At 72.9% G+C, this 23,835-nt stretch carries 21 protein-coding genes and 1 pseudogene; 9 read left to right on the top strand and 13 right to left on the bottom strand.

Going from position 1 to position 23,835, the window contains the following annotated elements; all coding sequences use genetic code 11:
- Positions 1–259 precede the first annotated feature (259 nt).
- Positions 260–718: an SPW repeat protein gene (locus KBY47_RS05545; RefSeq protein ID WP_210919788.1), complete on the top strand. Its 459-nt coding sequence runs from the start codon at positions 260–262 to the stop codon at positions 716–718.
- Between the two features lie 670 nt (positions 719–1,388).
- Here the strand turns inward: KBY47_RS05545 and KBY47_RS05550 are convergent.
- Positions 1,389–1,748, bottom strand: coding sequence for a hypothetical protein (locus tag KBY47_RS05550; RefSeq protein ID WP_247694263.1), 360 nt, complete (start codon positions 1,746–1,748; stop codon positions 1,389–1,391).
- Positions 1,749–1,924: 176 nt separating this feature from the next.
- On the opposite strand from KBY47_RS05550, the gene KBY47_RS05555 reads away from it, so the two are divergent.
- Both KBY47_RS05555 and KBY47_RS05560 read left to right on the top strand, forming a co-directional pair.
- Positions 1,925–2,416 (top strand): DUF2243 domain-containing protein, encoded by a 492-nt coding sequence (locus tag KBY47_RS05555; protein ID WP_210919789.1) that lies wholly within the window; start codon positions 1,925–1,927, stop codon positions 2,414–2,416.
- Positions 2,413–3,258, top strand: a complete 846-nt coding sequence (locus KBY47_RS05560) for a cytochrome c oxidase assembly protein (RefSeq protein ID WP_210919790.1) — start codon at positions 2,413–2,415, stop codon at positions 3,256–3,258. Before KBY47_RS05555 ends, KBY47_RS05560 begins: the two co-directional genes overlap by 4 nt.
- 151 nt (positions 3,259–3,409) lie before the next feature.
- Here the strand turns inward: KBY47_RS05560 and KBY47_RS05565 are convergent, their stop codons facing one another.
- A complete protein-coding gene (locus KBY47_RS05565; protein ID WP_210919791.1) occupies positions 3,410–3,976 on the bottom strand; it encodes a peptidoglycan-binding protein in 567 nt (188 codons plus the stop codon).
- Between the two features lie 327 nt (positions 3,977–4,303).
- On the opposite strand from KBY47_RS05565, the pseudogene KBY47_RS05570 reads away from it, so the two are divergent.
- Positions 4,304–4,706: pseudogene (locus tag KBY47_RS05570) on the top strand (ricin-type beta-trefoil lectin domain protein); the annotation flags it as partial.
- Positions 4,707–4,828: 122 nt separating this feature from the next.
- Here the strand turns inward: KBY47_RS05570 and KBY47_RS05575 are convergent.
- The 8 genes from KBY47_RS05575 to KBY47_RS05610 form a co-directional block, all read right to left on the bottom strand.
- On the bottom strand, positions 4,829–5,830 hold the full coding sequence (locus tag KBY47_RS05575) for a proline racemase family protein (protein ID WP_210919792.1): 1,002 nt from the start codon (positions 5,828–5,830) through the stop codon (positions 4,829–4,831).
- The gene (locus KBY47_RS05580) at positions 5,830–6,780 is read right to left on the bottom strand and encodes a dihydrodipicolinate synthase family protein (protein WP_247694264.1); all 951 of its coding nucleotides are present in this window, start codon (positions 6,778–6,780) and stop codon (positions 5,830–5,832) included. The genes KBY47_RS05575 and KBY47_RS05580 overlap by 1 nt, the downstream gene beginning before the upstream one ends.
- A 48-nt stretch (positions 6,781–6,828) precedes the next feature.
- On the bottom strand, positions 6,829–8,304 hold the full coding sequence (locus KBY47_RS05585) for an FAD-dependent oxidoreductase (RefSeq protein ID WP_210919793.1): 1,476 nt from the start codon (positions 8,302–8,304) through the stop codon (positions 6,829–6,831).
- Positions 8,301–8,801, bottom strand: coding sequence for a (2Fe-2S)-binding protein (locus KBY47_RS36310; RefSeq protein WP_247694265.1), 501 nt, complete (start codon positions 8,799–8,801; stop codon positions 8,301–8,303). The genes KBY47_RS05585 and KBY47_RS36310 overlap by 4 nt, the downstream gene beginning before the upstream one ends.
- A complete protein-coding gene (locus KBY47_RS05595) occupies positions 8,798–9,997 on the bottom strand; it encodes an FAD-binding oxidoreductase (protein ID WP_210919794.1) in 1,200 nt (399 codons plus the stop codon). The genes KBY47_RS36310 and KBY47_RS05595 overlap by 4 nt, the downstream gene beginning before the upstream one ends.
- 129 nt (positions 9,998–10,126) lie before the next feature.
- Positions 10,127–10,762, bottom strand: coding sequence for a helix-turn-helix domain-containing protein (locus KBY47_RS05600; protein ID WP_247694266.1), 636 nt, complete (start codon positions 10,760–10,762; stop codon positions 10,127–10,129).
- A 165-nt stretch (positions 10,763–10,927) separates the two neighbouring features.
- Positions 10,928–14,839: a CHAT domain-containing protein gene (locus tag KBY47_RS05605; RefSeq protein WP_210919795.1), complete on the bottom strand. Its 3,912-nt coding sequence runs from the start codon at positions 14,837–14,839 to the stop codon at positions 10,928–10,930.
- Positions 14,840–14,867: 28 nt separating this feature from the next.
- Positions 14,868–15,224 carry a CATRA system-associated protein gene (locus KBY47_RS05610; RefSeq protein WP_210919796.1) on the bottom strand — a complete coding sequence of 119 codons (357 nt, stop codon included), beginning with the start codon at positions 15,222–15,224 and terminating at the stop codon, positions 14,868–14,870.
- Between the two features lie 59 nt (positions 15,225–15,283).
- Between KBY47_RS05610 and KBY47_RS37160 the strand changes: the two genes are divergently transcribed.
- Both KBY47_RS37160 and KBY47_RS37165 read left to right on the top strand, forming a co-directional pair.
- Positions 15,284–17,470 (top strand): CATRA conflict system CASPASE/TPR repeat-associated protein, encoded by a 2,187-nt coding sequence (locus tag KBY47_RS37160; RefSeq protein WP_210919797.1) that lies wholly within the window; start codon positions 15,284–15,286, stop codon positions 17,468–17,470.
- A gap of 246 nt (positions 17,471–17,716) precedes the next feature.
- Complete coding sequence (locus KBY47_RS37165) at positions 17,717–20,101, top strand: tetratricopeptide repeat protein (RefSeq protein WP_210919798.1); 2,385 nt, start codon at positions 17,717–17,719, stop codon at positions 20,099–20,101.
- Here KBY47_RS37165 and KBY47_RS05625 read toward each other — a convergent pair.
- Positions 20,062–21,015 (bottom strand): helix-turn-helix transcriptional regulator, encoded by a 954-nt coding sequence (locus tag KBY47_RS05625; RefSeq protein WP_210919799.1) that lies wholly within the window; start codon positions 21,013–21,015, stop codon positions 20,062–20,064. The genes KBY47_RS37165 and KBY47_RS05625 overlap by 40 nt on opposite strands.
- Positions 21,016–21,257: 242 nt before the next feature.
- Here KBY47_RS05625 and KBY47_RS05630 point away from each other — a divergent pair, with 242 nt between their 5' ends.
- The 3 genes from KBY47_RS05630 to KBY47_RS05640 are packed head-to-tail and all read left to right on the top strand — an operon-like array spanning position 21,258 to position 22,595.
- Positions 21,258–21,977 (top strand): hypothetical protein, encoded by a 720-nt coding sequence (locus tag KBY47_RS05630; RefSeq protein WP_210919800.1) that lies wholly within the window; start codon positions 21,258–21,260, stop codon positions 21,975–21,977.
- 29 nt (positions 21,978–22,006) lie between these two features.
- Positions 22,007–22,180, top strand: a complete 174-nt coding sequence (locus KBY47_RS05635; RefSeq protein ID WP_210919801.1) for a hypothetical protein — start codon at positions 22,007–22,009, stop codon at positions 22,178–22,180.
- 28 nt (positions 22,181–22,208) lie between these two features.
- Positions 22,209–22,595 (top strand): hypothetical protein, encoded by a 387-nt coding sequence (locus tag KBY47_RS05640; RefSeq protein ID WP_210919802.1) that lies wholly within the window; start codon positions 22,209–22,211, stop codon positions 22,593–22,595.
- Between the two features lie 152 nt (positions 22,596–22,747).
- Here KBY47_RS05640 and KBY47_RS05645 read toward each other — a convergent pair whose 3' ends face one another.
- Together KBY47_RS05645 and KBY47_RS05650 are read right to left on the bottom strand one after the other, a co-directional pair.
- Positions 22,748–23,464: a hypothetical protein gene (locus KBY47_RS05645; protein ID WP_210919803.1), complete on the bottom strand. Its 717-nt coding sequence runs from the start codon at positions 23,462–23,464 to the stop codon at positions 22,748–22,750.
- A gap of 10 nt (positions 23,465–23,474) precedes the next feature.
- The gene (locus tag KBY47_RS05650; protein ID WP_210919804.1) at positions 23,475–23,831 is read right to left on the bottom strand and encodes a CATRA system-associated protein; all 357 of its coding nucleotides are present in this window, start codon (positions 23,829–23,831) and stop codon (positions 23,475–23,477) included.
- Between the last annotated feature and the right edge of the window lie 4 nt (positions 23,832–23,835).

The following is a 23,835-nucleotide window of genomic DNA, read 5'->3' on the forward strand; positions in this document are numbered from 1 at the left end:
TTCCATTTGATGGCATTTTTACTGTTTCGTTGACCCGGTGAGGGTTAATCGGCCGAGGAGGACGCGGGAAGCCCCGCAGCCCTTGGACCCAGGGGCACCGCCCACCAGCGGGCCGACCGCATGACACCGGCCCTCTGGGAGCGGCGCTGAACACGGCTCTTGTTCCTCTCTCCCGGAAGTGATCGCAGTGACGTCACCCAGCTACGGACCCACCGGATCGACCCGATCGAGTGGATCGGCCACGTCGACCGGGTCGGCCATGGAGACCCACCCCGACATCGTCGAGATGCGCCAGCGCCACACGCTGGCCGAACGTGCCGCAACGACCCCGAGGGCACAAGCCATCGACGCCCTGGCCCTGCTCACGGGCCTCTACCTCGCGGCCTCCCCGTGGATCGCGGGATTCGGTGGCGGCGACTTCTCCCGGCTCGCCATCAACAACCTGATCGTGGGGATCGGCTACGCGCTGCTGATGAGCGGCGGATTCGGCCGCGCCTACGACCGGACGCACAGCATGGCCTGGGCCGCCTGCGCACTGGGCGCCTGGACGATCATCGCCCCATGGGTGGTGGCAGGCAACGTCGACACCACACGCACCATCACCAACAACGTGATCACTGGCGTGATCGCCCTGCTGCTCGCCCTGGCCGCCAGCGCGGCAGCCCGCTCCAGCGACGCACGTGGTACCGAGGGTACCTACGGCGGAACCGAGCGCTGAGCAGACGGCCGGCAGACGGCCGATACGGCGACGAAGGAGCCCGGACCGTCATGCTCGGTGACGCACCGTCGTCGTCTGTGCGCTCTGCTGCTGCCCACGAGGACTCCGGCGGACGCCCAGGTCGCCATCTGGGTGTCCGCCACCGGGTCGTTCCCGCACGGCGAGGTCGGCCTTGTCGGCTGTCTGCCCGTCGAGGGCGTCCCGGGACGTCCGGACGATCGCCGGCGGACCCATCCAGGCGCGCAGTGGACCGCCCGACGGCCGTCCGGCCGGCCAGCCCCGCCAGCGGCCCCATTGCCAAATTCTGGGCCGCGGACTCGGTGCCGGGGTGCGGGTGCGTCGGGGCGGTCGCCTCGGCGGTGCGCAGCGCCGACGCCAGGGCCGCCAGGCGCTCCTTGTCCGCGTGCCGACGGATGTGGATGAACTCGTAGCGTTCCTCCGCGCGGGCGTGTGTCCTCACGTCCGCGCGCAGGGTCCGCAGCCGAGGCAGGAACTCCGGGTCGTCGGGGTCCATGCCGTCCAGCTCGGCGAGTGCTTCCTTGGCCTGGCGTTCCCTCGGTGAGACGCTGCTCCACCACCTTCTCCCCGCCCGGATTGCGGATGTCGCCGTGCTGGCGCATCAGAAAGGCGACCGCGTCGGCGTCCGATGCCGCGACACCAGCCATGTCGTTCACCTCTCCCGGGAAGCCGTGTCGGGGTGCGGGCCCTCGGTCTGGTGGCGGTACTCGCCGCCGTGGGTCTGCTCCTGCATCCGCTCGAACCGCTCGTGCGCCTCACGGACGTACCCGGTGCCCGGGGTGGTGAGGTCCATCTGGGTGTCGAGGAGGCCGCGGACGAACTGCTTGTTCTCCTCGAAGGTGAGCACGTTCGGCAGCTCTGGCGCGAGGATCTCCTGCGGGTCGCGTCCCTCGTGGCGGCGCATCAGGTCGCCGGGCCCATGGGAGCCGGGTCGGCGGGTGATCGCCTGCTCGATCTCCTCGCCGAGCGTCATCACGGCGCCCCGGCCGTACCGGCCTGCAGTCCCCGCCACAGCACGCGCGTGATCACGCCCCGCCGGGTACCCGGCGCGTATACCTTCACCCATCCGAGCGGACTGCACCGCGCCAGTGACTGAACAGCATCCCAGGCGGGTCCCCCCGGGCCGGTTCACCAGGTCAGATGGAAGGTCGACAGGACACAGCCCGGCAGAAGGCGAGAGACTCCCGCATGAGTGATTCGGCCCTTCCGCAGCCCGTGTCGGGGCCGCGTCCGCAGCGCCGGAGGTCGCTGGCCGTGAGTGCGCTGATCGGTGCGGCCGTGATGGCCGCCGTGGACGAGATCGTCTTCCACCAGCTCCTCGGCTGGCACCACTTCTACGACCGTTCCACCAGCCGGGCGGGGCTGTTCTCCGACGGCCTCCTGCACACCGCTGAGCTGCTCGCCCTGGTCGCCGGGTTCTCCCTCTACGCCGACCTGCGCCGCCGACGGGCCCTGGCCCCCGCACACGCGCGGGCGGGGTTCTTCCTCGGCCTGGGCGCCTTCCAGCTCTTCGACGGGATCGTCGATCACAAGCTGCTGCGCCTGCACCAGATCCGCTACGGGGTGGACGTCACCCCGTACGACTGGGCCTGGAACATCGGCGGACTCATCCTGCTGCTCATCGGCTGTGCCCTGGCCGCCCGCGCGGCCCGCCGCACCCGGGCGGAGCCGACAGCGTGACGCAGGTCCACGTCCACCCCGCACCGGCCGATACGGGAACAGGTTCGGGGAGCCCGGCCGAGCCGTACGCCGCCGCGCTCGCGATCCTCGCGGCCGGCGTCTATCTGCTGGCCGCCCACCGCCTGCGCCGCCGCGGGGACGCGTGGCCGTGGCCGCGGGACGTGGCCTTCACCACCGGCTGCATCACGCTGACCTGTGCGGTGTCGGGGCCGCTGCCGGGCGGGCCGTTCACCGCTCACATGACTCAGCACCTGATCGTCGGCATGGCGGCCCCGCTGCTCCTCGTCCTCGCCCGTCCCCTCACCCTCGCCCTGCGCAGTACGCCACCCGGACGTGTGCGACGCGGCCTGCTGGCCATGAGGAACGCACGGCCGCTCCACCTGCTCCTCTTCCCGCCGGTGGCGGCGGTGCTGGACATCGGCGGGCTCTGGCTGCTCTACCGCACCGGACTCTTCGCCGCCGCACAGCACCAGCCGCTACCGCACGCCGTGACGCACGCCCATGTGCTGGCCGCCGGACTGCTGTTCACCTTCACGGTCTGCCAACTGGACCCGGTACGACACCGCTGGAGCCTCGCCGTGCGCGGTCCCGCGCTGCTGGCCGTCGGTGCCGGCCACGCCGTGCTCGCCAAGAGCCTGTACGCCGCGCCCCCGCCCGGCACCGCCTTCACCACCAGCGACCTGCACACAGGAGCCCAGCTGATGTACTACGGCGGCGATCTCGTCGAGATCTCGCTGGCCGCCGTGCTGGCCGTCCAGTGGTACACGACCACGGGCCGGGCCGCCGCCCGCGTGTTCTCCGCCCAGGAGATCGACCGCCCCCGGACGAGGCCGAGCAAGTGATCGCCCACCTGCGGGGTTTCGGGCTCGATCCCGCCTGCCGGGTGCTGGAGCTGTCCCGCTCGACGCCACCACCCGGCATCCCGCCGCACGTCCTCCACGTTCGCCTCGACACTTCACACGGCCACCAGACACGGAGCACCAACAGAAGGACTCAGCTGCACTCGCGACCCGACAGCGATCGGTACAGGGCCTGCTTCCAGCCCGCGTTGCCGCCGAAGAGGCCGCCGTAGTACTTGAACATGTACGTGCCGCCGCTGACCCTTGCCCGCAGGAACAGGTTGGGAGTCGTACCGTTCGTGGCGCGGTACTTGATGTACAGCATGCTGTCGCTGTAGACACTGCCCTCGACGAGGCGGTCGTCCAGCTTGTCCCAGGTCTTCGGGCCTACGACGCCGTCGACGTCACTGCCTGTGAACCCCAGCTTCTTCTGCAGCTCCTTGACACCCCACGTCGTCATCGAACCGTAGGCGCAGTCCACATCCACGGCATCAATGATGAATTCGGCGTACAGAATCGCCTGGATCACTCCCACCGCGTTGCTGTTCTGGTAGGCGCTGCCCGACCAGAGGGTGGCCTCGTCGGAGAAGTCGTTCTGGGCGCCGGCGTTTTCGTCGATGTACCCCCTGCTCACGCTGGCGGCGGCGGGACTGGTGTTGAGGGTGACGCTGAATGCCAGAGCGGCGGCGCTGGCGATGATGGTGCGGCTGAATCGCGACATGCTGGTTCAACCCCTTCAGGATGGTTGAGGTGGTTCGGCGGGCGGTTGCTCGCTGTTGGCGGGCGAGGGCTTCGGCGGCCTCGCGGCAGTCGGTGGGAATGTCCCAGCGCAAGGCACTTGCCGACGCAGGACTCCCGCACGGATCGGCTCCGCGACGAGACTGCGGGTTCAGCGCGATGTTCGGCCACAGGTGTCGTGGAAGTGACCTCATCCTGGGACGTCCCGCGCGCTGACCTGCTGAGATACGGCCCTCTGAGTCCCTTCTGCGGGACGGCGACGGTCGGGTCCACTCAGCTCTTTCCGACCTCTCAGCGCCCGTCGGCACCTGCACCGTATCCAGCCGGCTCCGTGACGCCGGAGGCACCTGGAGCCGCCCGCGTCCGCAACCCGCGTCTGCTGCCGGTGAACCACGACTCCCTGAGCGCGGGCGGACGCAGGGTGCGTGACGACGGCAACACCGAGGTGTTCGCCAAGCCCCTGGCGGACGGCTCTGTCGCGGTGGGGCTGTTCCACCGGGGCGGGAGCGTCCCCGCGCACGGTGTCGCCGCATACCGGGTGAGGGGCGCTGCGGGACTGCCACACGGCCGCCAACCGACTGTGGACCACATGGGCGGGCGACGAGATCCGCGTCTACGGCGACAAGTGCCTGGACGCCTACCACCAGGGCACCGCCAACGGCACCCGTGTCATCACCTGGCCCTGCAACGGCCAGAACAACCAGAAGTGGACCCCCGCCTGAACGAGAGGACGACCGGCGCGCCGCCGCCGCGGCGCTGGAGGAGGCGTGCCGGTCGGGGGCATGGCCGGAGGCGGACCGCCAAGGCTCCGCCTCGCTCGTGCGATTGCCGGGGCTCAGAGAGTGAACCCGCTGGGGAAGGGGTCGCTCGGGTCGAGCAGGTAGTTCGCCGTGCCGGTGATCCAGGCACGGCCCGCGAACTCCGGCACCACAGCCGGGAGCCCGCCCACCTCGGTGGTCTCCAGGAGTCGGCCGGTGAACCGGGTGCCGATGAACGACTCGTTGACGAACTCGGTGTTCAGGGGCAGCTCGCCGCGTGCGTGCAGCTGGGCCATACGGGCCGACGTACCGGTGCCGCAGGGAGAGCGGTCGAACCAGCCGGGGCTGATGGCCATGGCGTTGCGCGAGAGCCGGGCGGTGGAGTCGGGTGCCAGGAACTGCACGTGCTTGCAGCCGCCGATGAGCGGGTCGACCGGGTGCACCGGACGGTTCTGCTCGTTCACGGCCCGCATGATCGACAGCCCGGCGGCGAGGATCTCGTCCTTGCGCGCCCGGTCGAACGGCAGCCCGATCCGGTCGAGTTCGACGACGGCGTAGAAGTTGCCGCCGTACGCCATGTCGTAGCGGACCTCACCGAGGCCGGGCACCTTGACCGACGCGTCGAGTTCGAGCGCGAAGGCGTCCACATTGCGCAGGGTGACCTTCTCGGCGCGGCCGTCGGTGACCGTCACCCGTGCCTCGACCAGCCCGGCGGGCGTGTCGAGGCGCACCCTGGTCTCCGGCTCGGTGACCTCGACCATCCCGGTCTCCACGAGGACGGTGGCCACGCCGATGGTGCCGTGGCCGCACATCGGCAGGAAGCCGCTGACCTCGATGTAGAGCACGCCCCAGTCGGCGTCGGGCCGGGTGGGCGGCTGGAGGATCGCCCCGCTCATCGCCGAGTGCCCACGCGGCTCGTCCACCAGGAAGCGGCGCAGCCCGTCCAGGTTCTCCATCGCGTGGCGACGGCGCTCGGCCATGGTGTCCCCGGGGATCGGGCCCACCCCGCCGGTGACGACACGGGTCGGCATGCCCTCGGTGTGCGAGTCGACCGCGCTGACCGTACGGACGGACCGCATCACACGGCCCGCTTCTCGAGAGAGGCGATGGCGCGGGCCATGTCGGCCTGGACCCGCTCCCGCATCCGTGGGGTGAGCGGACCGCGCGGCGGGCGGCAGGGGCCGCCGTACCGCCCCACCTGCTCCATGCCGAGCTTGATGGCCTGGACGAACTCGGTGCGCGAGTCCCAGCGGAAGGCGGCGACCAGCGGCTCGTACAGCGCCCGCGCCTCCTCCAGCTTGCCCGCGACGGCCAGGTCGTACAGGCGGGCCGACTCCGCGGGGAAGACGTTCGGGAAGCCCGCGAACCAGCCGGTGGCACCCATCAGCAGGCTCTCCAGGACGACGTCGTCGGCGCCGCTGACGACCTCCAGGCCGGGCGCCTGCTCCCTGATCTCCAGGACGCGCCGCACGTCGCCGGAGAACTCCTTGATCGCGACGATGTTGTCGATCCGCGCGATCTCGGCGACGAGGTCCGGCGTCAGGTCGACCTTGGTGTCGATCGGGTTGTTGTAGACCATGACCGGCAGGCCGACGGAGGCCACGGCCTCGAAGTGGGCCAGGACCTCACCGCGGTTGGCGCGGTACATCGTGGGCGGCAGGCACAGCAGCCCGTCGGCGCCGTCCTCCGCGGCGACCTCGGCCCAGTGCTTCGCCTGGTGCGAGCCGACGCCGTGTACGCCGACGACCACGACGCCCGAGTCGCCCACGGCCTCGACCGCCGTCCGCGCGACCCTGCGGCGCTCGTCGTCGGTCAGGGAGGAGTACTCGCCCAGCGAGCCGTTCGGGCCGACGCCGCGACAGCCGTTCTCCACCAGCCAGCGGCAGTGGTCGGCGTACTTGTCGTAGTCGACGGCGAGCCCGGCGGGGGCGGACGCGTCCTCGCGGTACGGCAGGGCCGTGGCCACCACCACGCCGCCCAGGGACAGGGACTGCTTCTGGGTGTCGCTCATGAAACTCTGCTCCTTCATGAACTCCGCTCCTTGGAAGGGGAGTCAATGGGGTGAGGGGGCGGGCTGTCAGAGGGTGTCGGGAGCCGTGGGGGGCGGTTCGGGGGCGGCGGCCAGTTCGCCGAGCCGGATGGGCTGGGCGATCGGGCGCCGGTGGGGTGTGGGGGCGGGAAGGTCCTCGGCCGGCCGGCCGACGGGCTCGCCCGACAGGCGGGCGTTCAGCTCGGCGACCGTGGGGCCGCAGACACGTGCCTGGCAGGGACCGAGACCGGCCCGGGTCTCCAGCTTGGCGACCCGGGCCGCGGTGCTCGCCCGGTCGGCGGCCGCCCGGCGGAGCGTGGCGTAGTCGGTCTCCTCGCAGCGGCAGACGACGGTCGTGGGCCGCAGCCACTCGGGCCAGGCCGCACCGATCGGGTGCGCCCGGGCCAACCGTTCGGCGAACGCGCGGCCCTGGTCGCGGCTGCGGCGCAGCGCACGCAGAGCGGGGGTGCCGGGGTCACCGGCCGCGGCGAGCCATCCAGCGAGCGCGCCCTCCGCCCGTGCGGCGGGGGCGCCCGCGATGCCGGTGATCTCGCCCGCCGCGTACACGCCGGGGCAGCTGGTGGCCTGGTCGTCGTCGACGGCCACGAACTCGCCGCCCGGTGTGGTGCGCAGGGCGCATCCGGCGGCCACCGGCAGTTCCAGCTGCGGGCTGAAGCCGTGCGTGACGCACACCGCGTCGACCGCGACGGTGCGCTCACTGCCCGGCACCACCGACCAGTCCGTACGCAGCCGTGCGGTGACGACCTCCTCGACCCGCCCGTCACCGCGCGCCTCGATCACGGTGCGGCCCAGCCGGTAGGGCACCCGCTGGCGGACCAGCGCGGCGGTGTACTCGGCGAGTTCGCCGCCTTTGCCGACCTGCGCCGCGAGCTGCCACGGGCGTCGCGACCAGCCGCGGGCCACGGTGCGCGCGGTGTTGGCCTCCAGCACCTCCAGCACCTCGGACCCTGCCTCCAGCAGCGAGGCGGCCACCGGGAGCAGGAACGGTCCGGTGCCCGCGACCACCACGCGGTCGCCGACCACGACCCGCTCCCCCTTGGCGAGTGCCTGGGCCGCGCCGGCGGTGAAGACACCGGGCAACTCCCAGCCGGGGAAGGGCAGTACACGGTCGTGCGCGCCGACGGCGAGCACCAGCGCGTCGGGGTCCAGCGTCGTACGGCGCCGTCCGCCGCCGTCGGCCTGCCCGCGCAGCACATGGACGCGCGGCGGGCCGGGGTGCTCCGGGTCCGGGCGCTCCAGGGCCCACACCGAGGCCTCGGGCCACCAGGCGCAGCGCGGGTGGGCCAGCACCCGCCGACGGCGCCGGTCGAAGGCCGACCAGCCGTGCTGAAGAACCTCCGGGCGGGTGGCGTGATACGCCTCGGGCAGCATCCGGTGGTACTGGCCGCCGGGCTGCTCCGCCGAGTCGATCAGCGTCACCCGGGCACCGGCGCCCAGCGCGGCCTCCGCGGCGGCGAGACCCGCGGGGCCCGCGCCGACGACCACGACGTGGCGGGATGTCATCGCTCCTCCGTAGCGGATGGATCGGACGTCTCCCGGCCGACCGGTGCCTGGCGTCGGCCGGTCACCTGGTCCGGCTCGGGCACCGCTTCGGACTCGGGCACCGCTTCGGACTCGGGCAGGGTTTCGGGGGCGGGCGCGGTTCTCGGCTCCGGCGAGGCCTCCGGCTCCGGCTCCGCCTCTCCCGGCAGGTCCGGCGTCGGCCCACGGCTCTGCGTGGTCACCATGTCGCCGTCGCGCGCCCGTCGGCGGCAGGCGCGTACGTCGCGCTCGTCGCCCACGGTCACCAGACAGTCGAAGCAGACACCGATCCCGCAGAACACCCCGCGGGGAGCGCCGGAGCGACCCCGACGCCAGGCCAGGCGGTCGGCGGCGAGCAGGACGCCCGCGATGGTCTGGCCCGTGATGCCGTCTACGGGTTCGCCGTCGACGGTGATCCGCAGCGGCCGGTCCCGCCGCCCGACGGCGTCGGACTCGGCGCGGACGCGTCTGGGGCTCATGCCGTCTCCTCACTCACGGGATGTGCGCCCTCACCGAGCACGGCCGGACGGTCCACCCGGAACGGGGTGGCGTCCATGACCGTCGGCTCGCCGAGCATCAGGTTCCGCAGCAGCCGCGCGGTGCCCACCGACAGACCGATCCCGGCGCCCTCGTGACCGCCCGCGTGCCAGAGGCCCGCCAGCCGCGGGTCGGCACCGATGACCGGCACATGGTCGGGGACGTACGGCCGGAATCCGCCGTACGCCCGCATCACCGGTACGTCGGCCAGCGTCGGGAACAGCCGCAGCGCCTTCGCGGCGACGGCGGACAGCACCTCGGGGCGCAGCCGGTCGTCGAAGCCGACCCGGCGACGCGAGGAGCCGATCAGCACGCTGCCGCCGCGGGTGGACTCCACGACCGCGGAGGTCTGCAGATCCTCGGCACTGCTGCCGACCGCACCCACGTAGTCCGCGTCGTAGACCTTGTGGAAGACCGTCGGCGGCAGCGGTGTCGTCACCAGGATGTCGCCGCGCCGGGGCCGCACGTCCACCGGAGCGCCGAGGCGGGCGGAGAGTTCACCGGCCCAGGGGCCCGCGGCGTCGATGAACCAGTCGGCCTCCACCAGGCCGGTCGAGGTACGGACGGCGGTGATCCGGCCTCCGCGGACGACCGCGCCGAGCACCTCGCAGCCCGTCCGCAGCCGCGCGCCCGCCGCGAGCGCGTCGCCGAACAGCGCGGCGGCCGCTCCGGCGGGCTGTACCTGGGCGTCCTCCGGGTAGAGCAGGGCCGTGGTGTGCTCCCGGGTGACGTACGGCTCCGCCTTGGCGAGGTCGTCGGCGTCCATCACCTCGGCGCGCACTCCCGCCGCGCGCTGGTCGGCGGCGAAACGGGTCAGCTCCCGGGCCCCGGCGTCGGTCGTGGCGACGACGATGCCGCCCTTGGGGTCCCACTCCACGGCCCGCGCCGCGTGCGGGGACCGTTCGGCGATCCGGGCGAGTACCTCGGGCCACAACGCCCGGGAGATTTGGGCGAGTTCCAGTTCCGGGCCCGGTCCCTTGTCGGAGACGAGGACATTGCCCTCGCAGTGCGCCGTGGTCTGCGATGCGGGCGCGCCGCGGTCGACGACGGTCACCTCGAGTCCGGCCAGGGCCAGCTCGCGAGCGCAGGCGGCACCGACGATCCCGGCGCCCAGCACGACGACTCGCGTTCCGTACACCGAACCCTCCTTGTTCGTTAAACCGAACGCCAGGAAACGTACGACGCCATTCAGGACGTGTCAACGGTCAGGCCACGCCGGTATGGCCTCGGCCCCCTGCGACGCTTCTCGATCGCCGCCGCAGCGGTGTCAGCCCTCCGGCGAGGAAGGGGTGCCGGGAGCCGTGTCCGACAGGTGCAGGCGCTGGTCCGCCCGGTACTGGAGCAGCAGCACCGAGCGGACGGCCTCGCCGGGAGCGGCGTAGCTGTGCGGGAGGGAGGCGTCGAAGCCGACGTAGTCGCCGGGGCCCAGTTCGACGTCGTGCCCCTCCACCTGCACATGCAGCCGACCGGCCTGCACGATGGTGTGCTCGGTCCCCACATGTCCGAGGGACTCCTGTCGGCAGCCTGCCCGTACCTCCTGGTCGAAGACCTCGAAGGCGGTGTCGCCGGACTCGATCCGACGGAGGGGGCGCAGGTCCACGCCCTCGCCGCTGAGTACCTCGGCCTCCTTGGCGCGCACCACCGTGAGCCCGCTGGCGGGCCGGGCGTCCAGCAGGTCGGAGATCGGCACCTCGAGTACCCGGGAAAGGCTGAACACCGTCTCGATCGTCGGGTTGCCGGATCCCGACTCCAACTGCGACAGCGTCGCCTTGCCGATCTTCGAGCGCCGGGACAGTTCGGAGATCGACAGCCCCCGCTCGGTCCGTACGCGGCGGAGATTGACGGCCAGCATGCCTCGCACCGAACCCTCGGAGACGCTCACGTTCTCCCCTCTCACTTCCATGTGCGTTCGCTATATCGTACGGATATCCGCGATGCCCGTACGGTATCCCGATCAGGATCGGGCCTCGTCCCGCGCCCTTGCAAGGGTTCGCGGAGAACCTCGAATGTCCCGGCGGAGGGAATGGCGTTCAGCATGACTCCGGACGTCCCGGGGTTCTCAGACGCCTCAGATGCCGACGTGGTGGTGGGCCGCCCACGCGGCGGGGGCGTCGCCGTAGTGGACGCGGGCGAGTCGCGCGGTGCGGGCCAGCGCGACGGCCGGTTCGTCACGGGCGTCGTCCAGGGCATCGTAGAAGTCGCGGGCCGTCGCCTCCGCGACGGCGTCCGGGACCCGCCAGAGTGTGCCGACCACCCCGGAGAACCCGACGAGCAGGAACGCGGCGGTGAGGTGGATCGCCTCGTCCGCGAGGTGGCGGGGCGTCTGCGCCGTCTCGCACGCCGAGAGGTATGCGAGACGGCCCCAGCCGCCTCGGCGCGCGGCGATCTCCGCGAACGTCAGATCGAGGTCGGGCAGCAGGAACCGGCTGTTGCCCGGGTCGTCGCGGTCCGCCACCGCGTGCAGCGCCAGATGCAGATGGGTGCAGGTGCTCAGCGCTTCGATGAGGACGGCGCGCTCGCATACGACGAGGTCCAGCGGTTCGACACCGAAACGGTCCGCCGCCGCCCGGACCTCGCGGCGCGCGGCGGGCAGCTCCGGCAGTCCCCGCCGGTGCGCGCTCGCGTACACGACGGCCGCCATCGCGCGTTCGGGCGCCGCGCCGCGGGCCCGCGCGTGGTGCAGGGTGGTGATCGTCGGCGTGTACGAGGACACCGTGCGGTCCACCAGCGACTCCGGGGGCGCGCCGTCCACCGGCGACTTCGATGCCTCCCGGGCCGCCGTCGCCGCGTGCAACGGCAACCGGCACAGCGCCTGGGTCGGCACCCACCACACGCGGGCGTCCGGACCCGTCACCCGCAACTCGGCGAGGACCGGAGCGGCCACCTCCCGCCACAGCAGGTCGAGCGTCGCGGTGACGCGCGCGTTGGCCGCGTCGACGTCTGCCTGGGCGGCCCGGGGGTCCAGTGCGGTGACGACGTCCGTATGGAAGTCCTCCGCCGCCCGCTCCAGCTCGTGCGCGTCCAGGCCGTCCAGAGGAACCTGCCGCAGCCCTTCGACGGTGAGCAGCAGCGCGTCGCAACGGTACTCGCTGACGTTCACCACGACGATCGGTCCGTGCGCCGCCTCGGCGAGCAGCGACTCCACCGACGGCGGGAGCTGGAAGCCCGCCTGACCGGGCAGCGCCTGGACGGCGCGAACGACGACGTCCAGCTCGGCCTCCAGATCACGGCGGCGTTCGCGCTCCCGGCCGTTCACCTCCGCCTGCGGCGGGATGCCCGGCGGTTGCCGCGAAGGACGGTCCAGCCGGTCGAGCGCGTCGCGCAGTTCCCCGAAGCGCCGGGCCAGCTCGGGGTCGGCGTCGTGGAGGCCCGCGAGGTCGGCGCGGATTCCCGACCGGCGGTTGAGGAGCACCCCGCGGCCGAGTTCCAGCAGACTCAGCGCCCGCTCGGGATCCCCACAGGCCAACGACATCGCGGCCGCGTCGCTCGCGAGTCCCGCGGCCTCGGCGAGCCTCCGCTGGGCGTCGGGGCGCTCCAGCCGGCGGGGCGTGGCCACCGGCAGCAGCTCCACTCCGAGCGCGAACGCCTGCGCCGCGGCTGCCGCATCGCCCGCCAGCGCCGCGAGCCTGCCCCAGTCACGGGCCGCGTGCAGGCGGACGTCGGCAGCGCCGGTCCCTGTCCGGGCGGCCGACCGCAGAACGCCGACGGCTTTTGCCCGGTCGTCCGTCGCTCCGGTGGACTCGTACCGCAGGTTCAGTACGTAGGCGAGGTTGCTCAGCGAGCGGCTCAGGTCGGGATCGTCCGGTGGGGTGTCGGCGACCACCCGGCGGGCCAGCGCCACCGCCTCGTCCAGGTCTCCATCGCCGGACCGGGCGGCCAGGGCGAGGAGCAGGCTCCCGCGGACCGCGGTGGCGGCCCGGCCCTCGGCGAGGGCGGCCAGGGCACCGCGCGCCGCTTCGACGGCCTCCGTGGACGCCGCCGCGCGATGCGCCGACTCCTCACGCAGCGACGCGGCCAGATTGGCGAGCTGGAGCGGCAGATGCGGATCGGTGGGCGCGGTGGCCTTCACCGCGGTGCGCAGGCTGACGAGGGCCCGCTCCAGCACGTCCCGGTCGCCGGTGGCCCGGTGCAGCGCGCTCAGCGCCAGACCGTGGGCGCCCGCGACGGTCGCCAGCCGCCGGGGCGCGGGCCCGGCCGTCATCGCCTCCTCCAGGAGCGCGAGCGCCTCGGACAGGTCGTCGCGGACGCCGAGCGTCTCGTGGCGTTCGGTGAGGGCGGTGGCGAGGTTGCTGAGCAGACCGGGGCGCTCGGGGTGGCCCGGCGGGGCCAGCCGCAGCGCCTCGCGCTGTAGGTCGATGTCCTCGTCGAGGTCGTCGAGGCGGCCGTCGCGCTCGAAGCGCGCGTACAGTGCCCCGCCCAGGTTGCTCAGCCGCTGCACCCGCTGGTGGGCCGGACCGTCGCCGCGTGCGGCGGCCCGGCCGGCGGCGATCGCTGCGTCCAGTTCGTCGTCGGCGCCGTGCAGCCGGGTGCGGGCGGCGAGGGCGGAGCCCAGGTTGTTGAGGTGGAGTCTGGCGTCGGGGTGGTCGTCGCCCAGCAGGGCGAGGGCCTCGGTGTACCGGTCGATCGCCGCGTCGAGGTCGGCGGGCGCGCCGCTGACCTCGTACCGCAGGACGAGGAGGACTCCGAGGTTGCCGACGCGCCGGGCCCGGTCGCCGGGCGGACCGGCCTCGACGGGGGCGGCCGACTCGCCGTACTCGACCGCCTGGTCCAGCAACCCGGTGTCGCCGGTCAGCAGATGGCGGCAGCGCAGGACGTCGGCGAGGGCGTCGAGGGCGTCGGCCCGCCGCTGCGGGTCGTCCCCGGCCAGGACCAGCGCGGTCCTCGCCATCTGCTCGGCCTCCTCGGCCACGTCGGCGTCCTCGTGGTGGTCGGCCCAGGCGCACAACACCGCGGCGGCGATCTGCCAGACGTCGGAGCGGGCGGCCCCCGGGCTGGAGTCCGCCTGGGGTACGGACGAGCGGCCTCTCGCCCCGGGAGCGTCGGCCCGGCCGCCGGACACCGCTGTCCGCGATCGCGGCGTCCCCGTGGCCGTGGCAGCGCGGACGACCGCGACCGCCTCGGCCAGTGCCTGCGGGTCCCCGGCGTAGTGACACTCGGTCAGGGCGCCTGCCAACAGGCCGGCGCGTTTGGGGCGTTCGTCGTCGCTGTCGGCCGTCCGGTCGAGCGCCTCACGCGCCGCGGCAGCGGCCTCGCGGGCGAGACGTGGACCGTCGCTGAGGTCGGAGCGGTAGCGAAGGACCTGGGCGAGTTCGGCGTAGGCGTCGGCGGCGTCGAGCCCCGCTTCCTCGCACTGTGCCACGGCATCCCGGGCCGCCGTCTCGGCGCGCGCGAGTGTCTCGGCTTCGCCGTCGTACTCGTACCGCAGCCGGTGGGCCTGGGCCAGGTGCAGGAGTGAACCGCCGCCCGCCGCGAGTGAGTTCTCGACCGCTGCGACCGCTTCCTCGAACAGCTCGGGATCCGCGAGGTCGGACCCCGCCCGCAGCAGCAGGAGGGCCACCGACGACAGGACCATGATCCGGGACAGCGGGTCGTCCGGTGCCCGGTCGACCGCCAGGCGCGCGGCGTCCACGGCCGCACGCAGCATCCCGGTGTCGCCCGTCATCGCATGCAGTGCGGCTCGCGCCTCGGCGAGTTGGGCGAGGATCAGCGCCTCGTCCGGTCCCGCGTCGGTCAGGGCCCGGCGCAGTGCCTCCACCGATCGCATCGCCGCCGCCGCGTCCCCGTGGCGGCGGGCCGACTCGGCGTGCAGGGCCGCGATCCCCTCCAGCAGCGCGACGCGGTCTTCCCGCCCTGCGGACCCGAGGACGGCCTCCAGTGAGCCGACGGCCCGGTCCACACGGCGTGGGAAGCGGCTGTCGACGGTCGCCCGGCGGGCACGCCGGAGCGCCAGGGCGAGCCGCAGCCGGCCGAAGGGGGACATCCGCACCGACGTCGCGGGCGGTCCCGCGTCAGCGTCGGTCGTCCTGGCCGTCGGCTTCTCCCGCCGTGTCCCCGCCCGGCTCGTCCAGGATGTGCACCAGGGCCGTCACCCGCTCCCGCAGGGGCTCCGGCGGCGGGACGTCGGCCGGGTCGGTGATCCGGCCCACCCGGTTCGGACTGAGGACTTCGAGCCGGGCGACAGCGGCTTCGAGCGCGCCGCCGTCCCCGGCGTCGTACGCCGCGGCGAGCGCCTCGACCGCGGCGGCGGGACGTGACCACGCGGCCGGAGGAAGCCGCCAGGCCGGGACGTCGTCGAGCAACTCGACGGCCCGCGCGAGCAACGCGGCATCCATGTCCGTTCCGGGAGAATCCGCCCTAGACTGCATGACCTCAACTCTAGCGGGATCGCCGGGAGCGGCGACGCGAAGCGGGGGTGTACCGGCACGTGGCCGAAGGAAGAACGACGGAGCACGAGGTCACGGAGCAGGAAGTGGTGGTGCACGTCTTCGTCCCGCTGGACGGCAACCACGTCGAGGAGGGAGTCGCGTCCCTGCGGGCGATGTGGCAGCGCTTCCGTCAACTCCAGGACGCCCATACGGAGTTGTACGCCGCGTCACCGGTCCAGGTGCGAGACGTCCGCCCCGCCCCTTCCGCACACGGCTCGGTCGTGGTGGCAGGCGCGCAGTCCGCCGACCGGCTCGACCAGGCGATCCTCCGCCGGCACCAGGAGATCCTCAACATGTCGTTCCTGCTCGGCGCCGGACCGGACCGGGAATGGGCCGGGTTGCGGGAGCGGGCGAGGACGATCACGGGACCGATCCCGGCGTGTCATCTGGGCGCGGTCACGGTGGAGTTGGGGAAGCTCCCGGAGGGAACGCCCGGGGACGTCGATCTGTCGGAACCGGAGGGCGGGGACGCATCGGAGCGGGAACGGCTGTTGCGCATGCTGGGGCGGGTAGGCGCGGACTCACGGCTCGGGTCCTGGGCATGGTCCGAGGACCATCGTTCGGAAATGCCGTACTTCGTGCGCTACTTGATGCACATGACCGCCCTGCGTCATCAGTGGGCGACGCACCAATGGCTGGGTGGGGAGAGGGCCGCGGGCCGGGACGGGGCGCTCGCCACGGTGCGGCTTCCGTACTGGGGGCCGGCGCACCACAAGCTGCCGGACCCCGAGAGCGAACTCCGCTACACCCGGCGGGTGGTGGAGGTGCTCGAGGAGAACGCCCGGCATGCCCTGGAGGACTCGGGTCTCGACAGCCATGACCCGCTGCTGAGGGACCGGCGGTTCAGTTCGTCGTTCCTCCAGCGGCTGGACGACCTCCTCGCACTCCGGGAACTGGCCGGGCCGGTGAAGCAGCCGGCACCGGCACCAGCACCAGCACCAGCACCAGCACCAGCACCGGAGCGAAGCCCCGGGGCGGCAGGACGGTCTCGGGTACTGGCCGTCGTCGACGAGTGGTTCCCCGCGCACGGTGGCCTCAGCGCCTTCAACCGCGGGCTGTGCATCGCGCTCGCCCAGGCCGGCGCGGACGTCCGTGTCCTGCTGGTGTCCTCCACTCCGGCGGAGCGGGCGGACGCGACCGAACATGACGTGCGGCTCATCGACGCCGCCCGGCCGGGCCTCCCGGGCAAGGAATCCCTGTTCCTGCGGCCCCCGCTCACCGACGGGTTCGAGCCCGACCTCGTCATCGGCCACGGCAGGGACATGGGGCAGGCCGCCCGGGCGCAGGTGGAGGAGCACTTCCCCGACGCCGGACGGCTGCACTTCCTGCACGTGGAACCGGACCGCGCGGAAGCCCAGAAACCCCACGTGGAGACCGACTTGGCGGTCCGCGCCCAGGAACGTACCGAGCGGGAGCTCGAACTCTGCGAGGGCGCCCTGCGGTCGGTGGCGGTCGGTCCTCGGCTGGCGAGGAGCATGCGGCGCCATCTGCGCACACGGGATCTGGCCCCCCTGTTGCGCGTCGACCCCGGCTTCGACGGCCGGCCCGCCGCCCTGCCTCCCGGCCCCGACGAGATCCCGCAGATCCTGATGATGGGCCGGCTGGAGGACGCCCCGCTCAAAGGGCTCGACATCGCCTGTCGGGCGCTGGGCGCGGCGGTACCGCAGAGGGCGGGGTACGGCTCATGGGAACTGCTGATCCGCGGGGTGCCCGACCAGAAGTCCCGGGAGCTGAAAGCGCAGGTGGAGGAGTGGATCGGCACTCCCGCGGTGGATGTGACGCTCCGCCCGTTCTCGGCGGATCCCCGGCACGTCATGGAGGACGTGGCGAGGTCGAGTCTGGTCCTCATGCCGTCCCGCGCGGAGGCGTTCGGTCTGGTCGGTCTGGAGGCGATCGCAGCGGGCGTGCCCGTGCTGGTGAGCGGGCGCAGCGGTCTCGGTGTGCTGTTGCTCGAACAGGAGCGGCTGCCGGTCGCGCAGCAGGCCGTGGTGGATGTGGCCGCCACCGCACGGGACCTCGAGGCGGATGTCCGGTTGTGGGAGAAGTCCATCCACGCCGTCATGCGGAGCCTGCCGGCCGCCTTCCGCGAGGCCGCCGAACTCCGTGCCGCCATGGCGTCCCGCCACCCCTGGGCCACGGCCGCCGCGACCGTGCTCGGCTGTGCCGGACGGCACGGCACCGTCTGACCACCGCGCCGCGACCGGCCCTCCACGCTCCGTCGGCGGGAGGGGAGGACCGGGGTTGACGCGGCGTCGGCGCTCAGTGGGTCTGCACGGCTGTCGTCCTCCTGCGGCCGGGCGAGGTCCGGTATCCCCTCTCCGTGGAATCCGCAGGCAAACACGCGGATCGGTCCAGCGCCCGCCGTCCTGGAACACACTGGAAACGTCTGGATCCGCGCGGTGCGGAACCGCGGACGCCCACTCGGAGGAACGGTGGCGAACGAACTCCCCCGGCCGTCCGGCGCGGACGAGGACGCGCCGGCACAGCGCCTGGCGGTCGAACTGGCCCGTGCTGTCGTCCGGGCCGAGAAGACGCTCGGCAGGGCACTGGACCGTCGTGAACTCGCCAGGCGGCTCAACGTCTCCAGCAGCAGCCTGTACGCCTATCTCAACGGGACCACCCTGCCCGGCGCCGTGCTGCTGGACGCTCTCATGGCCGAGCTGGGCATCCCAGGGCCCGAGGCGGGCCGGCTCGCCACCCTGCGGGACGAGGCCGACGCCGCCCGGCGGCTGCGTCCCGCCGCCACCCGTACGCGGGGCCACCGGTCCACCGCCGTTTCCGCCGTTCCCCGGCAACTCCCCCTCAGCAACCCCGCGTTCGTCGGCCGGGAGGCAGAACTCGTCCGGCTGGACAGGCTACGGGACCCCACCGCGGCCAGGGCCGCCGTCGCCGTCGTCGAGGGCACCGCGGGCGTCGGCAAGACCGCGCTCGCCCTGCACTGGGCGCATCGGTCCCAGGACTGTTTCCCGGACGGTCAGCTCTACGTCGACCTGAGGGGCTTCGGCGACGGGGCCGTCACGGACCCCGCAGAGGCGCTGCGTGGCTTCCTCCAAGCCCTCGGCGTCACTCCCGCCGCCGTCCCGGCCGACACCGCCGCGGCAGCCGGGCTGCTGCGTACCCTGCTGGTGGGCCGTCGGGTGCTGCTCGTCCTGGACAACGCCCGCTCGACGGACCAGGTCCGGCCGCTGCTGCCCACCGCCTCCGGCTGCGTCGCCCTTGTCACCAGCCGCAACCGCCTCGACGGCCTGGTCGTACGCGAAGGTGCCCTCCGTATCGCCCTCGACGTCCTGCCCCGCTATGCCGCACGTGCCCTGCTGGAGCGGCAGCTGGGTGCCGAGCGCCTCGCCCTGGAACCGAGCGAGGCCGACGAACTGGTCGATCTGTGCGCCCGGTTACCGCTCGCGCTGAGCGTCGCCGCCGCCCGCACGGCGGCCGGCCCGGCCGGTTCGGTCGCCGCGCTCGTCCGTGAACTGCGCTGCGCCCGAAGGCCGTTGGACGTCTTCGGGGTGCAGGACGCGGACGTCGACCTGCGGACCGTCTTCCACTGCTCCTACGCGCTGCTGCCGGCTCCCGCCGCGCGTCTCTTCCGGCTGCTCGCCTGCCACCCCGGGCCCGAGATCGACGCCGCGGCGTGTGCGGGCCTCATCGGTGCCGCGGACCCGCCCACCGCTGTCCTCGACACGCTCGCCGCCTCCCATCTCGTCCGTCAGCACACCGTGGGCCGCTACACCCTGCACGACCTGCTCCGGCTCTATGCCGCTGAACTCCTGGACGGCGGTCCCCGGCAGGAGCGCCGGGACGGCACCGAACGGCTGCTGCGTCACTACCTGGACACCGCGCGCCTGGCCGACCACCGCCTGGAGCCCTGGCGACCGGGCATCGGCGGCCCGCCCCGGCCCACGGCCACGCGGTCGGCGATCGGCGACCGCGCCACGGCGACCGACTGGTTCGAGGCCGAACTGCCCTCTCTCCAGGCCTCCATCGCCCTCGCCGCCGCCACCGCGGGCCTGGAGTCGTACGCGTGGCGGCTGGCGGACGCCTGTGCGGTGCATCTGCGCCGCTCCGGCCGCCGCGCCCAGCGCGCCGCCATTCACGCGCTGGCCCGTGACGCGGCGGGGCGGGCCGAGGACCGGGCCGCCCAGGCCACGGCCACCCGTCGGCTCGCCGACGCCCTCTCACGCCTGGGTCGCACGGGCGAGGCACTCGGACTACTGCACGAGGCACTGCGCACCTGCCGCGGCCTCGACGACGAGGAGGGCGTTCGGGAGGTCCGGCTCTCCCTGGTCCGGGTGTACGACTCCCACGGCGCCCCGCGCAGGGCACTGCCCCACGCCCGGCTCGCCCTTGCCATGGCGGAGCGCACCGGAGATCCCCTCGCACTCGCCGACGGTCTCACCGCCGTGGCGCAGCAGTGGGAGCGGCTGGGAGAGCACATCGTCGCCCTCGAACACGCCCGTCGAGCCCTGGACCTCTACACCGGGCTCGGCCACCTGGACGGGCAGGCGGGCATCCTCCTCGGCATGGGCCGCGTCGAGCAGGGGCTCGGCCGGCCCACCACCGCGGTCGGCCATTACGAGATGTCCCTGGCCATCGACCGGGCCCTGGGCGACCGCTTCCGCGAGGCCCACGCCCTGGAACACCTCGGGGACGCGCACCGTGCGCTCGGCCGGGGCGAGGAGGCGAACAGCCTGTGGGAGGAGGCCCTCGCGTTGTTCGAGGAACTGCACCACCCCGACGCCGAGGCGGTCCGTGCCAAACTCCGCTCGACTGTGGCGGACTACCCTCCGGTGGCCGCCTCCAGCCAGCTGAGCCCGTAGCCGTAGCCCACCTTCATGTCCCCGAACTCGGTCTCCACCAGACCCCGTTCGTCCGGGAGCAGGACCGGTGTGCCCGGGTCCCGCTGGTAGATCACTGCGGTGGGCACACCGGCCAGTCGCCACACCGTGCGCGGCGGACTCGCCCGGTCGAAGCCGACCCGCAGCCGGAAGTGCTGGCTCGGCGTCAGCGGTACATGGACGAAGTGCGGTGCCATCGGCTGGGCCGGCGGGATGCGCAGCTTGAGTTCGTACACATGCCGGGTGCCGGCCTTGAGGGGCGTGGGCAGCACGAGGAATCGCTCGAAGTAGCTCTCGTACTGCGGCCCGCCGTCCGCCAGCCGTCCTCCCCTGACGAGGGAGATCTCCAGCCCGTGCCCGGCCGTGTCGTCACCGGGGCGCCGGGGCACGCTGACGCCGACCGGAATCCGGGCCAGGCCGTCGCAGGTCGCGACCACGATCCGCCGCTCCCACGCCTCGGGAGCCGGGGTGTCCAGCCTCAGCACGGTGGAGACGGACTCCGTGTACCAGCCGTGCGGCTCGGCGCGGGCGCAGCCCGCCGGACACCGCTCGGCGTGCGTCCCGGTCATGCGGTCCGCCGGATCGTCCCAGGGCGGCGGAGTGACGCCTGCCGGGCCGTCCGGACAGTCCGGGTCCAGGGCCCGGCGCACCTGTGCCCAGTACTCGCCCCACCGCCGCACATCGCCCCCACAGGCACCGACGATCGCCAGCGTGACCGGTCGCGTGGGGTGCTTCTCGCCCCGCATCGCGTCGCTGACGGTGGTCCTGCCGTAGCCGGTGCGACGGGCCAGCTGGTCCAGTGTGAGTCCGGCCGATCCGCGCAGGTCGCGAAGCCAGTAGGCGAAGAGCCGGGCCGGTGACCCGTCCAGCACGATCTCCTTCTGCGGGCGCCCCATCGTAGGCAACTCCTCCACTTCGCACCGATGTTGCCACCGACGTCGCGGCCGAGTGTCGCACAGGGCGGGGCGACTCGTCCCGGTCTTGTGGACCCGCCCGGGTGCCGCCCGGGTTTTCCGGAGATCGTCCGGTTCGCCGGAGAGCCGTTGAGCCCCGCCTCGGGCCCTTGTTAGACAAGCTACGTCCGGTTCCGGTGCGCCCGCGTCGGCCGGTTCCCGCTCTTGTGCCAGGAGAGAGAACGATGGCTTTGTTCGCGAGGACGCCCCGCACTCCGCGGCTGCCGGATGACGTGGTGTCCCTGATGGAGCGGTTCGGCCGCTTCGAGTTCGACCCCGTCGGCACCGACATCGACGCCTCGGACGTGTGGGGCGAACTCCAGGCGCCGTTCCTGCCGTTCGCGCAGTCGGACCCGGAGGGCTTCGCCCGCGCGCTCGCGGACGCCGTACTGCCGGTCGGTGGCTTCGCCCTGTTCGGCGCCGCGCGTACGGTGTGGAACCTCGTCGGCTCCGACTTCGGCAGCCCGGCGTACGACAGCGTACGGATGGCCGCGCTGGAGTTCTTCCGGGCGAACGGGGTGCCGCGCAACCGGCTGTCCGCCGACGACTTGCGGTTCTGGCAGGAGAACCGCTCCGAGCCCTGGCTCGTGGGCCGGCCCGGACCGACGCCCGAGCGGGTGCGGATCCCGGCCCTGGTAGCGGGTGAGCTGCGTCGGATCGCACAGCTCACCGATGCCTCGGACGCCAACGTCGTCTACGTCTGCGCCGCGCCCGGCGGCCGTTTCAAGGCCGTCGTGGACGCGCCGGCCAGCGACACCGATCCGACCCGGGCCCGCTTCGACTGGGCCTCGGCGGACACCCTGCACGGCCTCTACACGCAGATCGGCGAGGTGTTCCAGACACCCGTCCACTGGGTCGCCGAGGAACTGCGCCCGTTCATCCCGCTGCCTCCGTCCGGTTTCTGAGGCAACGGTTCACGAGGAGAGGAAAGGACATGGCCAAGGGTCTCAGCTGCCGGGTCTGCCGGCAGCGCATGAGCGTCAAGAGCGAGCAACGGCAGCCGATGGGCTCGTGGATCGTCTACGAGTGCCGCAACCCCGCCTGCAAGAACTGGATCGACAGCGGTCAGCGCCACCGGTTCAGCGAAAAGGTCTTCGAGGACAAGTAGAGCGAGCGGAACGAGCAGGGAGTACAGCATGGCCAAGTCACCGGTGGAGATAACCACCCAGTTGTCGATGGCGGAGGCGGCCGACGTCTTCCGCGGTGCGATGCGGGTGAGCTGGTGGAACGAGAACATCACTGGCGCGGGCACCACCTTCGAGGAGCCCAGGGGCTCGGTCTTCGACACCGTGGCCGAGGACCGGCCCGACTTCGCCGTGATAGCGCTGCTCGGCGGCCGGGGAGCGGAGATCCAGAAGTCCGCGGTGCACATGTACATGTGGGACCGGGGCGCCCACCGCGAGATCATGCTCGGCGTCGGCCGCAACCTCGGCGCCTTCGGCATCAAGGCGAACCGCAAGATCCGCCGCTACCTCGACACGCTGGCGGATCTCGATCCGTCCATGAAGTACACGGGGATCTGAGAACCCGGGGCGCGGCCGGCCCGGTCGGCCGCCCCGGCCGGCCTTCGGGCCCGACGGTCCGACGAGCACCCGGCACAGGGGGGCCGGGTGCTCGTCACCGTGGAAGGGCCGACGCGCAGCGCCCGTGCCGGGAGCGCGCCCCGACCCTGCGGTCACCCGGCCGCTGTGAACGCCTCCGCCGACACGTCCCGCTCGAGTTCCGAACGGTGGAACGAGTAGATGTCGATGTGGGAGACCTTCACCAGCAGGCAGTACCGGTCCGCCGACGCCACCGCCCTGACCACCCGCGCGTACTCGCGGCGCAGGAAGTGCACCGCCGCCTGGTTCGCCACCGAACTCTGCCCGCACACCAGTACGACCGGCCGGGTCGACTCGGGCGGCGTGAACTTGGCGACCACCGCGTACTCCTGGTGCCCGCGGTCGAAGTAGTACCGCCGCCCTCCGACCACGATGGCCACCGAGTCGGGGCCGTCACCGAACGGAGTGATCGTCACCCCCGGCAGATGGGCCGTCAGATGGCCGCCGGTGCGCGGATTGGATCCGCCGATCGGCCCTCCGACACAGAACTCGGTCCGGTCACCATTGCTGCCGCGCAGAGCCCCGGACTCCACACTCACCTGGCAGCCCAGCTCGCTCAGCAGCACGGTCAGTTCGACGACCGCCCGCAGATCCCGGTGCTGGGTCGTGCCCGGCTGCCCGTGCTTGGTACCGACGACGATCACGCACTGCTCCCCCGGCCTGACGCCGAAGAAGGCGGCCCGGCGGTAGACCGCCCTGGTCCGCCGCCCCCGCTCCCACAACGCTCCCAGCCCGAGACCGACCAGGCTGGTCAGCAGACCCACCGCGACGTTGGCGATCACCGACAGCATCGGCCCGCCCTCAGGTCCGCTCGGGGGGCGGGGGCGGGGGGTCACCGGGCCGGGCGTCCGGGGCGAGCTTGTGCACGAGGGCGACGACGCGCTCCCGGTCCGGGTCGGGCAGCGGCACCTTCCCGTCCGGGCCCTTCTCGATCCTCGACACCCGGCTGCCGGAGAACTCCTCCAGTTCGCCGGTCAGCGCGTCCACCGCCGCGGTGTCCCCCGCGGCGACGGCCACCGCCAGCTCCTCAAGCAGCTCGGCGATCTCCTCCCACCCCTCGGGCAGCAGTCGCCACTCCCCCAGCATCAGTTGCAGCACCCGACGCGCCGCGTCCGCCGTCCTCCGGTCGATCGCGGCCGCCCCCTGCGACGTACTCAAGCGT

The sequence above is a fragment of the Streptomyces sp. B93 genome, assembly GCF_018070565.1.
Lineage (GTDB): Bacteria > Actinomycetota > Actinomycetes > Streptomycetales > Streptomycetaceae > Streptomyces.

Excerpts from the sequence above, each read along its gene's own strand:
- KBY47_RS05625 (WP_210919799.1), bottom strand. The coding sequence starts at position 21,015 with ATGGGGCGCCCGCAGAAGGAGATCGTGCTGGACGGGTCACCGGCCCGG.
- KBY47_RS05610 (WP_210919796.1), bottom strand. The coding sequence starts at position 15,224 with ATGCAGTCTAGGGCGGATTCTCCCGGAACGGACATGGATGCCGCGTTG.
- KBY47_RS05555 (WP_210919789.1), top strand. The coding sequence starts at position 1,925 with ATGAGTGATTCGGCCCTTCCGCAGCCCGTGTCGGGGCCGCGTCCGCAG.
- KBY47_RS05630 (WP_210919800.1), top strand. The coding sequence starts at position 21,258 with ATGGCTTTGTTCGCGAGGACGCCCCGCACTCCGCGGCTGCCGGATGAC.
- KBY47_RS05635 (WP_210919801.1), top strand. The coding sequence starts at position 22,007 with ATGGCCAAGGGTCTCAGCTGCCGGGTCTGCCGGCAGCGCATGAGCGTC.
- KBY47_RS05645 (WP_210919803.1), bottom strand. The coding sequence starts at position 23,464 with ATGCTGTCGGTGATCGCCAACGTCGCGGTGGGTCTGCTGACCAGCCTG.
- KBY47_RS05565 (WP_210919791.1), bottom strand. The coding sequence starts at position 3,976 with ATGTCGCGATTCAGCCGCACCATCATCGCCAGCGCCGCCGCTCTGGCA.
- KBY47_RS05585 (WP_210919793.1), bottom strand. The coding sequence starts at position 8,304 with ATGACATCCCGCCACGTCGTGGTCGTCGGCGCGGGCCCCGCGGGTCTC.
- KBY47_RS05600 (WP_247694266.1), bottom strand. The coding sequence starts at position 10,762 with ATGGAAGTGAGAGGGGAGAACGTGAGCGTCTCCGAGGGTTCGGTGCGA.
- KBY47_RS05605 (WP_210919795.1), bottom strand. The coding sequence starts at position 14,839 with ATGTCCCCCTTCGGCCGGCTGCGGCTCGCCCTGGCGCTCCGGCGTGCC.
- KBY47_RS05575 (WP_210919792.1), bottom strand. The coding sequence starts at position 5,830 with ATGCGGTCCGTCCGTACGGTCAGCGCGGTCGACTCGCACACCGAGGGC.
- KBY47_RS36310 (WP_247694265.1), bottom strand. The coding sequence starts at position 8,801 with ATGAGCCCCAGACGCGTCCGCGCCGAGTCCGACGCCGTCGGGCGGCGG.
- KBY47_RS05580 (WP_247694264.1), bottom strand. The coding sequence starts at position 6,780 with ATGAAGGAGCAGAGTTTCATGAGCGACACCCAGAAGCAGTCCCTGTCC.
- KBY47_RS05545 (WP_210919788.1), top strand. The coding sequence starts at position 260 with ATGGAGACCCACCCCGACATCGTCGAGATGCGCCAGCGCCACACGCTG.
- KBY47_RS05640 (WP_210919802.1), top strand. The coding sequence starts at position 22,209 with ATGGCCAAGTCACCGGTGGAGATAACCACCCAGTTGTCGATGGCGGAG.